The organism is Anoxybacillus sp. TBDG-1 (genome assembly GCF_054815885.1).
The window spans coordinates 1-11,408 of the sequence record NZ_JBTZSY010000061.1; the positions used below are offsets into that span (position 1 = coordinate 1).

General features: G+C 41.4%; 11 protein-coding genes and 1 pseudogene. 10 read left to right on the forward strand and 2 right to left on the reverse strand.

What is annotated here, in order from left to right:
* Positions 1–670, reverse strand: a 670-nt coding sequence (locus ACYQY7_RS12915) for an endospore germination permease (protein ID WP_461202646.1), incomplete at its 3' end; no start/stop codon positions are given.
* A 153-nt stretch (positions 671–823) separates the two neighbouring features.
* Here ACYQY7_RS12915 and ACYQY7_RS12920 point away from each other — a divergent pair.
* The 9 genes and pseudogenes from ACYQY7_RS12920 to ACYQY7_RS12960 all read left to right on the forward strand — a co-directional run bounded on the left by ACYQY7_RS12920 (position 824) and on the right by ACYQY7_RS12960 (position 10,594).
* Positions 824–1,888 carry a D-alanine--D-alanine ligase gene (locus ACYQY7_RS12920; protein WP_461202648.1) on the forward strand — a complete coding sequence of 355 codons (1,065 nt, stop codon included), beginning with the start codon at positions 824–826 and terminating at the stop codon, positions 1,886–1,888.
* Positions 1,889–1,897: 9 nt separating this feature from the next.
* Positions 1,898–3,274, forward strand: a complete 1,377-nt coding sequence (locus ACYQY7_RS12925; protein ID WP_461202649.1) for a UDP-N-acetylmuramoyl-tripeptide--D-alanyl-D-alanine ligase — start codon at positions 1,898–1,900, stop codon at positions 3,272–3,274.
* A 135-nt stretch (positions 3,275–3,409) separates the two neighbouring features.
* Positions 3,410–4,807: pseudogene (locus tag ACYQY7_RS12930) on the forward strand (DEAD/DEAH box helicase); the annotation flags it as partial.
* Positions 4,808–4,873: 66 nt separating this feature from the next.
* The gene (gene acpS, locus ACYQY7_RS12935; protein ID WP_461202651.1) at positions 4,874–5,236 is read left to right on the forward strand and encodes a holo-ACP synthase; all 363 of its coding nucleotides are present in this window, start codon (positions 4,874–4,876) and stop codon (positions 5,234–5,236) included.
* A gap of 74 nt (positions 5,237–5,310) precedes the next feature.
* On the forward strand, positions 5,311–6,330 hold the full coding sequence (locus tag ACYQY7_RS12940) for a LolA family protein (RefSeq protein WP_461202653.1): 1,020 nt from the start codon (positions 5,311–5,313) through the stop codon (positions 6,328–6,330).
* Positions 6,331–6,424: 94 nt separating this feature from the next.
* Entirely contained in the window at positions 6,425–7,582 is a 1,158-nt protein-coding gene (alr, locus tag ACYQY7_RS12945; RefSeq protein ID WP_461202654.1) for an alanine racemase, read from the forward strand.
* A gap of 152 nt (positions 7,583–7,734) precedes the next feature.
* Positions 7,735–8,016: a CopG family ribbon-helix-helix protein gene (locus ACYQY7_RS12950; protein WP_003398486.1), complete on the forward strand. Its 282-nt coding sequence runs from the start codon at positions 7,735–7,737 to the stop codon at positions 8,014–8,016.
* Between the two features lie 4 nt (positions 8,017–8,020).
* Positions 8,021–8,371, forward strand: a complete 351-nt coding sequence (gene ndoA / locus ACYQY7_RS12955; protein ID WP_003253417.1) for a type II toxin-antitoxin system endoribonuclease NdoA — start codon at positions 8,021–8,023, stop codon at positions 8,369–8,371.
* A gap of 57 nt (positions 8,372–8,428) precedes the next feature.
* Positions 8,429–10,594: a Tex family protein gene (locus ACYQY7_RS12960; RefSeq protein ID WP_461202655.1), complete on the forward strand. Its 2,166-nt coding sequence runs from the start codon at positions 8,429–8,431 to the stop codon at positions 10,592–10,594.
* On the opposite strand, the gene cmpA is transcribed toward ACYQY7_RS12960, so the two are convergent.
* Entirely contained in the window at positions 10,589–10,702 is a 114-nt protein-coding gene (cmpA, locus tag ACYQY7_RS12965) for a cortex morphogenetic protein CmpA (protein WP_171335225.1), read from the reverse strand. The genes ACYQY7_RS12960 and cmpA overlap by 6 nt on opposite strands.
* 72 nt (positions 10,703–10,774) lie before the next feature.
* Between cmpA and ACYQY7_RS12970 the strand changes: the two genes are divergently transcribed.
* The gene (locus ACYQY7_RS12970) at positions 10,775–11,230 is read left to right on the forward strand and encodes a SprT family protein (protein WP_461202656.1); all 456 of its coding nucleotides are present in this window, start codon (positions 10,775–10,777) and stop codon (positions 11,228–11,230) included.
* The last annotated feature ends 178 nt before the right edge of the window (positions 11,231–11,408 follow it).

Consider the following 11,408-nt stretch of genomic DNA (forward strand, 5'->3'; position numbering starts at 1 on the left):
TATTCCAAAGGCTAGGTGGGGGTTGTTTTTTGCCAAATTTTGTTTTCAGGATAGAAATGTTCGTTTTCATTTGTTGTTGCATAAATAGTAAAAGAACAATTTCTCCATAGCCAGCAGCGACATACATGATCCCCTTCCAAACAGGTTCCCATCCATCTTCGAGCATAGGTTTTAACAGCTCATAATTTTTATGTGGTATAGTCGTTAAAGCGACAAATATACCGAACAATACGACGAAAGGTAAAATAATACCTGATGTTTTGGCAATGGATGATAAACCAATCGAGGCGTTATAAAAACAAATGACACAAAGTGTAATGATGATCGCCCAGTTTGGTGTTCTTGTTAAATATGATGTTGTTGTAAATGTTGTCGTATCTTTTAATGTCACAACGCTAATAATCAGTAAATATATACATGTAATCGAAGCGATAAAATAGGCGATTGGAGTTCCGATATTTTTTTTTAACCATTGAAAGATGTGCGTCTGTTGCGATTGTTTTATAGGGAAATAAATAACAGGGAGAAATACGATAAGCAATATAAGTCCGATGACAGTTGATATCCATGCATCTCGTCCAGCAACTTCAAGCAACACAGGAATGATGATGACATGATTCATCAGTCCAATCGATAACATTAAAACGAATAGCATTTGCACTGTATTCATAACCACACACCTTTTTATCCTATTATATTTTCTATCGTTTCCAAACACGGAAATCATATGCATCGTCACCATCTAGGCTCGTTTCGTCATATAAATAAAAAAGCAGTTATGCTACAATAAATGAAGTGAATGAACAGTTGAGGAGGAACGAACATGAAAATCACGTTGGGTGTATTATACGGCGGTAAATCGCCTGAGCATAAAGTATCATTACAAACAGCGCGTTCTGTCATTAATGCGGTAAATAAAGAAAAGTTTACGGTTGTTCCGATTTACATTACGACAGATGGAGAATGGTTGCGTGGGGAAGCGATTGAAGGGGAAGTGCAAGATGTGAAGCAGCTTGCCTTTCAACAAGGTTTGCCAGCGCTCGCGTCTATTGCAGATCGTTTGGAAAAAAAAGAAGAGCGCGTTGATGTTATTTTCCCTCTTTTACACGGACCGAACGGAGAAGATGGAACGGTACAAGGGATGCTAGAATTATTAAACGTACCATATGTCGGAAATGGTGTGCTAGCATCGGCCGTTGGCATGGATAAAGTCGTTATGAAACAGTTGTTTGCGCAAGCGGGGCTAAAACAAGCGCATTATGTTTTTTTCTTAAGAAAAGAGTGGGAAAAGCATAAAGAAACCGTATATGAAACGGTAGAACGTGAGCTTGGTTATCCGTGTTTTGTCAAGCCAGCAAATGCAGGTTCAAGCGTAGGAATAAGTAAATGTAAAAACCGTGAGCAGCTACAAGTGGCATTCCAAGAGGCGTTTCGTTACGATCGAAAAGTCATCGTCGAAGAAGCGATTGTTGGTCGTGAAGTAGAAATTGGGGTGATCGGAAACGATGAGCCAATTTGCTCTGTTGTTGGGGAAATTGTGCCGAAAAAAGAATTTTACGATTACGAAGCAAAATATGTCGATGGAAATACAGAATTAGTCATCCCAGCAAACATTACAGATAAAGAATACGAAACGATAAAACAAATGGCACTTACTGCTTTTAAAGTGCTCGATTTAGCTGGATTAGTCCGCGCCGACTTTTTCTTGACGGCAGATGGGGAGGCGTATATTAACGAAGTGAATACGATGCCGGGCTTTACGCCATTTAGCATGTTCCCGCTTTTATGGAAACATACAGGTGTATCGTATGAAGAGTTAATTGAACGTCTCATTCAACTTGCGATCGAGCGATATGAAGAAAAACAGAACATTACGTATGTGTTTTAAGGTGATAATATGATTACACGTTCATTAGCAGACATTGAAACAATGATTTCAGGCAGTACGATTGATGAGCGTTTTTCTTCCGTTGTCATTCACGGTGTGTCGACAGATACGCGCACAATTGAGCGAGGAAATTTATACGTTCCGTTAAAAGGAGCTACATTTAACGGTCATGAATTTGTTCAACAGGCGTTTGAAAAAGGAGCATCGGCTGCGCTATGGAGCAAACATGAGCCAAATGCACCGAAAGATGTGCCGCTCATTTTTGTTGATGATTCGCTCTTTGCATTGCAACAGCTAGCTCATGCGTATCGAAAGCAACTTCGTACACGCATCATCGGCGTGACAGGGAGCAATGGAAAGACGACGACAAAAGATATGATTGCCTCATTGCTTGGGACAGTATACCGTGTGCAAAAAACAGAAGGGAATTTAAATAATCATATCGGTGTGCCGCTAACGCTTCTACGCCTCAAAGAGGACACAGAATATGCGGTCGTTGAAATGGGGATGAGCGGTTTCGGAGAAATTGAGCTTCTCGCTACCCTTGCCGAACCAGATGTTGCGATTATTACAAACATCGGCGAATCACATTTACAAGAGCTCGGTTCACGTGAAGGCATTGCAACGGCGAAGTTTGAAATCGTGAAAGGGTTACAACGTGATGGGTTGTTTATTTATCACGGCGACGAACCACTGTTGCAAGCGCATGTGCAACGATCTTCTCTTCCACATATTCAAACGTTTGGGATGGAACCGACAAACGATTATTATCCGCTTGATATTCATGTTCAAGCGGATGGAACAGCGTTTACGGTAAATCATTGGCCAGACGAAACGTTTCGTATGCCGCTTCTCGGTCGACACCATGTGATGAATGCTCTTGCTGCTATTACAGTTGCCCGATTTGCTTCTGTGGATATCAACTATATGAAAGAAGGTTTTTTACGCTTATCTGTAACAAAAATGCGTACAGAAGTCATAAAGCGTTCTGACGGGGTAACGATTATTAACGATGCATATAACGCAAGTCCGACGTCGATGCGAGCTGCCCTTCAGTTGCTCGGACAATTGACAGGATATCGTAAAAAAATAGCGATCGTCGGTGATATGCTTGAGTTGGGCGAACAAGAAATTGCCTTTCATGAACAAATTGGCGAGATGATCGATCCGCAAAAAATAGATTATGTGTTGACATACGGTGAGCGTGCGAAAGCGATTGCTGAACGAGCGAGCAAACGATTTAGCGAGGGGCATGTTCGTTCTTATCACGATAAGGCAAAGCTAGCAGCAGATGTGAAAAAAATGACAGAAGCAGGCGATGTCATTTTACTCAAGGCATCTCGTGGTATGAAGCTAGAGGAAATCATTTCTTTGTTAAATAAATAAAAAGAGGCGTTCAATTTGTTGAAAACATATGCATAAAATGGTATGATGAACGAGAGCTGTTTACGGAATGAATTTCAACAAGGCACTTCCGTCTATACGGAATGCCTTTTTTCGTAAGTTATTTGAAGAAGGAGTATGAAAACATTGGTTACATTTAAAGAATTTGGATTAAGTCCAGAGTTGATGAAAGCAGTTAGTAAAATGGGATTCGAAGAGGCAACACCGATTCAAGCGGCAACGATTCCGCTTAGTTTGCAAAATCGCGATGTCATTGGTCAAGCGCAAACAGGAACAGGAAAAACGGCAGCGTTCGGTATCCCGCTTATTGAAAAAATCGATATGAACAACGATGCGGTGCAAGCGATTGTTGTTGCGCCAACGCGAGAATTAGCGATTCAAGTGTCCGAAGAGCTATATAAAATTGGTTCAACGAAGCGTGTGCGCGTTTTGCCAATTTACGGAGGACAAGATATTGAACGTCAAATTCGGGCATTGAAAAAACATCCGCATATTATTGTCGGTACGCCAGGTCGTGTGCTTGATCACATTCAGCGTCGTACGCTCCGTTTACAAAATGTGCATACGGTTGTGTTAGATGAAGCGGATGAAATGTTAAACATGGGCTTCGTTGAAGACATTGAGGCAATTTTAAGCCATGTGCCAACAGAGCGTCAAACACTTCTTTTCTCAGCGACGATGCCTGAACCGATTCGTCGCATCGCAGAAAGATTTATGAACAATCCAGAACTCGTTCGCGTAAAAGCGAAAGAAATGACCGTTCCAAACATTGAACAATATTACATTGAAATTCAAGAAAAGAAAAAGTTTGATACGTTAACGCGCCTATTAGATATTCAATCCCCTGAATTAGCGATCGTTTTCGGAAGAACGAAACGTCGTGTCGATGAGCTAGCAGAAGCGCTCAATTTGCGTGGCTACACAGCAGAGGGGATTCATGGTGATTTAAGTCAGGCAAAGCGTTTATCTGTATTGCGTAAGTTTAAGGAAGGTTCTATTGATATTTTAGTGGCGACAGACGTAGCTGCACGTGGTTTAGATATTTCTGGTGTCACGCACGTATACAATTTCGATATTCCACAAGACCCAGAAAGCTATGTTCACCGCATCGGTCGGACAGGGCGTGCGGGCAAAACAGGCATGGCGATCACGTTTGTTACTCCACGTGAACTTGGACAGTTGCACCACATTGAAAAAACGACGAAGCGAAAAATGGAACGGATGAAACCGCCAACGTTAGATGAGGCGCTTGAAGGCCAACAACGGGCAGCGATTGAAAAATTGCTTGAGACGATTGAGCACAACAATTTATCGTTTTATAAACGCGCTGCAGAGGAATTATTAGAAGAACATGACTCTGTTTCACTCGTTGCTGCGTGTATTAAAATGTTAACGAAAGAGCCGGATATGACGCCGGTGCAGTTGACAGAAGAGCCGCCGATTATGAAAAAAGAGAAAAAACGGCAAGTACAAACGCGCCAACGTCGGAGCGAGACGCGCGGCCGTGGATCAAAAACGCGCACAAAGCGATAGAAGCTGTCTGAACGGATAGCTTCTTTTTCTTTATTGGAGGGATACAAGATGATTATCGGCATTGGCATTGATATTGTCGAATTAAATCGCATTGCAGAGCTAATAAACCGACAGCCAAAATTCATTGAACGTGTTTTAACGGACAATGAGCGCACTTGTCTTCATGACCGATCAGCAAAACGAAAAATTGAATTTGTGGCAGGGCGATTTGCCGCAAAAGAAGCGTATGCGAAAGCATTAGGGACAGGGATTGGGACTCACGTTTCTTTTCATGATATTGAAATAAAAAATGACGAAAATGGAAAACCGTATATTGTTTCTTCTTCGCCAAATGAACGTGTGCACGTTTCCATTTCACATAGTGAACATTATGCAGTTGCCCAAGTAATTATTGAACGCTTGTCAAGCTAGTCTGCATATTCTCCCGTTTGACCTCATATGATGGCTTATGAAGGAAGTCCAAATGAGGTAAAGGGGTTGAAAAGATGAGACGAACATGGCTTTTTTTGTGCCTGCTTCTCTTCGTTGTAGGCAGTTTGACCGCTTGCGGAGAAAAGTCGCAACAAGATGTGTTAAAAGCGCTCGATGAAAAAGTGCAAACGATGTCTGGGTACAAAGCCGAAGCAAAAATGACGCTTCAAACAGGGACGGAGCCACAAGTGTATGAAATCGAAATTTGGCATAAGTCTCCAAGTTACTATCGTGTGAACTTGAAAAACGCCCAGCGTGATCAACATCAAATGATTTTGCGAAACGACGAAGGAGTATTTGTATTAACACCTGCACTAAATAAAAGTTTTCGTTTCCAAAGCGACTGGCCGCAAAACACAAGTCAAGTGTATTTGTACGAATCGCTCGTAAAAGACATCTTAGCTGATTCAAAAGCGGATTTTAAAGCAACAAAAAACCATTACGTGTTCCAAACGAAAACAAATTATGAAAACAAAAAAATGTTGCCAAAACAAGAGATCACATTAAATAAAAAAGATTTAACGCCAGTAAAAGTGACCGTCATGGACGTTGACTCGCAACCGATGTTGACTGTAGAATTTTCAAAAGTGGAATGGAATGCAGCGTTTGACGATAACGCCTTTGATGTAAGTAAAAATATGACGAGAGCGAAGTTGGAAAATGAACAAGAAGTGACGACAGAAGCGAATCAACAAGCAGTTCCTGTCATGTACCCGACATATGAACTTGATGGCGTGAAACTTGTAGAAGAAAAAGAATTTACAACAGCAAACGGGAAACGAATCGTGATGACCTTTGTTGGGGAAAAATCGTTTACGCTTGTGCAAGAAAAAGCGCACGCTCTTCCAACTGCAAACGTTTCGACAACCGTACGCGGGGAACCGGTTGACTTAGGTTTTGCCGTCGGTGCATTGTCGGATGGAATGTTAACGTGGACGTACAAAGGGATCGATTTTGTCCTTGCGTCGAAAGAGTTAACGACAGATGAAATGATCGCCATTGCTCGCTCTGTGCAAGGAAAAATGATGAAATGAGGCTCGCTGTAGCGGGTCTTTATTTTTTTATTGACATCATGCAAGGACAAAAGAAATAATCAAACGTGAACATATTTTTGAAGGGGTATGAAGGATGGACCGAGCATTTTATCGCGATACATGGGCAGAAATTGATTTAGATGCAATTTTTTATAATGTACAATCGATGAAACAACACGTCGGGACTCATGTTGATGTCATTGCTGTTGTAAAAGCAAACGCTTATGGACATGGAGATATCCAAGTAGCGAAAACAGCGCTTGAAGCAGGTGCAACACGTTTAGCCGTAGCCTTTTTGGACGAAGCGCTCGCGCTAAGAAAAAAAGGGATCCCTTTAGACGTCCCGATCATCGTACTTGGGGCGACAAACCCTTTATATGCGCCGTTAGCGGCTAGCCAAAATATTGCGTTAACAATTTTTCGAGTGGATTGGTTAGAGCAAGCGGTGATGTATGTCCCATATGACCACCCATTGAACGTTCATATGAAGTTAGATACAGGGATGGGGCGATTAGGAGCGAAAACAAAAGAAGAAGTACAGCAAATGGTACATGTGCTTGAACAACATACATGTTTTGTACTTGAAGGAGTATATACACATTTTGCGACAGCCGATGAACAAAATGCGGACTATTTCTCATTTCAATACGATACATTTTTACACATGCTAGAATGGTTACCGCTCAAGCCACCGCTCATCCATTGCGCCAATAGCGCAGCGGCATTACGCTATCCTAATCGCGTATTTAATGCAGTTCGTTTCGGTATTTCTATGTATGGATTGACACCGTCACAAGAAATGAAACCATTCTTGCCGTATCCGTTAAAAGAAGCATTCTCGCTTCATAGCCGTTTAACGCACGTAAAAAAGGTGAAGGCAGGGGAAAAAATCAGTTACGGGGCGACGTATACCTCAGAAACCGATGAATGGATTGGTACGGTTCCGGTTGGCTATGCAGACGGTTGGTTGCGTCGCATGCAGCACTTTTCTGTCCTTGTTGATGGAAAACGAGCTCCGATTGTTGGGCGTGTTTGTATGGATCAAATGATGATTCGTTTACCTTATGAACTCCCTGTTGGTGCAAAAGTGACGCTTATTGGTGAACAACAAGGAGATCGTATTTCCATTGATGATGTTGCAGCGCATGTAAATACGATTAATTACGAAGTTCCTTGTACAATTAGTTATCGTGTTCCTCGTATTTTTTTAAAAAACAAGAGTATAATTGAAGTGAGAAATGCGGTATTATAGTAGATAGATGCAATGAGAACGATGTTTTTCGAAAAATTTCTACAAAATTTGGACAAATGATGCTCGAAATGACTTTGCATCGCGATGATGAAATGGTATGATGTAAATTGGGAGCGACTATGTGGTTGTAGTTTAGTTGGAGGTGTGTGTTTGTGTCTGAATCCAGCGCAACAACAGAAATTGTTATTCGGTTACCGCAGGCGTTAGTGAGCGAATTAGATGGAATTGTGAAGCAAGAAAACGGCAGCCGAAATGAGCTCATTTACCAAGCGATGAAAATGTACATCCGCGAACGGAAAAAACGTCAAATTCGGGAAGCGATGAGACGTGGGTATATGGAGATGGCGAAAATTAATTTGTCGCTTGCGTCGGAAGCTTTTCTTGCGGAATATGAAGCTGACCACACCGTTGAACGCTTAGTTAGCGGGGGGTAATCTTTTGATTGTCAAACGTGGTGACGTGTATTTTGCCGATCTTTCTCCAGTAGTTGGATCAGAGCAAGGGGGCGTGCGCCCTGTGCTTGTTATTCAAAATGACATTGGGAACCGTTTCAGTCCAACCGTCATTGTTGCTGCCATTACCGCGCAAATCCAGAAAGCGAAGTTGCCTACACATGTTGAAATCGACGCAAAGCGCTACGGATTTGAACGGGACTCTGTCATTTTGCTTGAACAAATTCGGACGATTGATAAACAACGTCTGACAGATAAGATTACCCATCTAGATGACGAAATGATGGATAAAGTAGATGAAGCATTGCAAATTAGTCTTGGTCTTATTGATTTTTAATACGTTGGAAAAATAGCTACGTTGTGTAGCTATTTTTGTTTAGGGGAGGAATTTTGTTTGGAGCTACTAAAGCAATTGGCTACGAAATTAAACATTCCATTTGTGCATGTGCAACAAGTCGTTCAACTTCATGAGGAAGGAAATACGATCCCGTTTATTGCTCGTTACCGAAAAGAAATGACTGGCGCGCTCGATGAAGTACAAATTCGAACCATTTTAGATGAATGGAATTACTTGCAAAACTTAGCGAAGCGAAAAGAAGAAGTCATTCGTCTAATCGATGAGCAAGGAAAGTTAACGGACGAACTGAAAGAAGCGATTACGAGAGCAACGAAACTGCAAGAAGTGGAAGATTTATACCGCCCATATAAACAAAAAAGGCGAACAAAAGCAACAATTGCAAAAGAAAAAGGGTTCGAACCTTTTGCGGAATGGTTGTTAACGTTTCCGAGCGAACCCATCAAAGAGCGAGCGCAACTGTTTATTGATGCACAAAAAGAAGTGCATACGGTTGAAGAAGTCATTCAAGGTGCAAAAGATATTATCGCTGAAAAAGTGTCAGATGACGCTGCGCTTCGTCAATGGATTCGTCAACAAACATGGCAAACGGGCACAATTGTTTCTTTTGGAAAAGAAGTAGAAAAAGACGAAAAGCGTGTATTTGAAATGTATTATGATCATCAGGAACCGATCGCCAAAGCACCTGCTCATCGCGTTTTAGCGATGAATCGGGGTGAAAAAGAAGGAATTTTACGTATTGCCATTCACGTAGACGCGAACCGAATGATTGAGTACATTCGTAAACAAGTCATAACAAATGAGCAATCACCGGCGGTTGACATTGTAGCTGAAGCAATTGAAGATGCATATAAACGTTTAATTGCCCCATCTATTGAACGAGATGTACGAAATGAGCTGACAGAACATGCGGAAGAACGGGCAATTCACATTTTTGCCGAAAACTTACGCAATTTATTGTTGCAACCACCATTAAGAGGGAAAGTCATTTTAGGGATAGACCCAGCGTATCGTACAGGATGTAAGTTAGCTGTCGTCGATGAGACCGGAAAAGTACTCCATATTGATGTTATTTACCCGCATCCACCGAAAAATGAGGTCGAAAAATCAAAAGAAAAATTAAAGCAATTACTTCATACATACCGAGTGGAGTTGGTTGCCATCGGCAACGGAACGGCATCGCGAGAAACGGAGCAGTTTATCGCTGATACAATTGCAGAATGGGAAGGAAACGTGTTTTATTTGATTGTCAATGAAGCGGGAGCAAGTGTATATTCTGCATCAGATTTAGCACGCAAAGAGTTTCCCCATTTGCAAGTCGAAGAGAGGAGCGCCGTCTCAATTGCTCGGCGCGTGCAAGATCCACTTGCCGAATTAGTAAAAATTGATCCAAAATCTGTTGGGGTCGGCCAATATCAACATGACGTGTCACAAAAAAAGCTAGAACAGTCGTTGCAGTTTGTCGTTGAAACAGTCGTGAACCAAGTCGGTGTAAACGTCAATACCGCTTCCTCGACGTTATTGCAATATGTATCTGGTCTAACGAAGACTGTAGCCGAAAATATAGTGAAATATCGCGAAGAACATGGGAAGTTTACTAATCGCATGCAATTAAAATGTATACCGCGCCTTGGGGCTAAGACGTATGAACAATGTATCGGTTTTTTGCGTATTTTAGACGGAGATGAGCCGTTAGATCGCACGCCGATTCATCCTGAACGATATGAAGAAGTATATCAATTGTTGCATCGACTTGGCTTTTCAACGGAAGAAATTGGAAGTGAGCAGTTGCGAAGTGCGCTTGAAGCGATCAGCATCGAAGAAGTAGCACAAGAGCTGAATATCGGAATACTGACACTTCAAGATATTATCGATGCGCTGAAGCGTCCAGAGCGCGATCCTCGTGATGATTTGCCAAAACCGATTTTAAAGAAACATGTGTTAAAAATGGAAGACTTGAAAAAAGGTATGGAATTAGAGGGAACGGTACGAAACGTTGTTGATTTCGGCGTATTCGTAGATATTGGTGTGAAGCAGGATGGGCTTGTTCATATTTCGAAATTAAGCAAACGATATGTGAAACATCCACTTGATGTCGTATCAGTAGGTGATATTGTTAAAGTATGGGTCGATTCAGTCGATTTGCAAAAAGAACGTATCGCTTTAACAATGATTCCGCCAACATCGGAAAACACACTGTCATGAGCAGTGTGTTTTCCGATAAAAAAACCAACATTGATTGAGAAGTTTAATTTGAGCGCGATTTTTCTCATAGTATGCACGTCGCATTTGCTTTTTTAGCCACATCGGCATAATGATCACCTTCAAATTGTTTTTTATTATGTTATGAGTAAAAGAGCCCAATGGTGAAAGGACGGAAATAAAATGAATGAGCGCGAGTTACAAGCGCTTGTTGAGCGCATATCATTACATGTATTTCATAAGCCGTTTCGACATCGAGCGATATTTAATGATCGTTTAAGAACGACTGGGGGACGATACATTCTTTCTACGCATCATATTGAACTAAATCGAAAATATTACGAACAATACGGGGAAGATGAATTTATTCAAGTCATCAAGCATGAGTTATGCCATTACCATTTGCATCTTGAAGGAAAAGGGTATCGCCATCGCGATCGTGACTTTCGAGAACTATTGAAAAAAGTGCAAGCGCCACGCTTTTGTAAGCCCATTGTATTACAGAAGAAAAGGAAAACGTATTATTACGAATGTACATCATGTCGTTATATGTACGTGCGAAGAAAAGCGGTAGATACAACTCGATACGTATGTGGTTTTTGTCGAGGGAAATTGAAAAAAATAAAAAAAGAGTGTTGACAAGCCAAATCTTTATATGCTAAATTATAAAAGCCGTCGTTATTCGACGAAGAAATAAAATAGAAAAGACAGTTGACAAATCAAAAAAGAGTAAATACAATATAAACAGTCCTAATGATTGAGTTATTCCGCAGTAGCTCAGTGGTAGAGCACTCGGCTGTTAACCGAGCGGTCGTAG

Coding starts and splice junctions, on each gene's coding strand:
- ACYQY7_RS12920 (WP_461202648.1), top strand. CDS start 824: ATGAAAATCACGTTGGGTGTATTATACGGCGGTAAATCGCCTGAGCAT.
- ACYQY7_RS12925 (WP_461202649.1), top strand. CDS start 1,898: ATGATTACACGTTCATTAGCAGACATTGAAACAATGATTTCAGGCAGT.
- acpS (WP_461202651.1), top strand. CDS start 4,874: ATGATTATCGGCATTGGCATTGATATTGTCGAATTAAATCGCATTGCA.
- ACYQY7_RS12940 (WP_461202653.1), top strand. CDS start 5,311: ATGAGACGAACATGGCTTTTTTTGTGCCTGCTTCTCTTCGTTGTAGGC.
- alr (WP_461202654.1), top strand. CDS start 6,425: ATGGACCGAGCATTTTATCGCGATACATGGGCAGAAATTGATTTAGAT.
- cmpA (WP_171335225.1), bottom strand. CDS start 10,702: ATGCCGATGTGGCTAAAAAAGCAAATGCGACGTGCATACTATGAGAAA.
- ACYQY7_RS12970 (WP_461202656.1), top strand. CDS start 10,775: ATGAATGAGCGCGAGTTACAAGCGCTTGTTGAGCGCATATCATTACAT.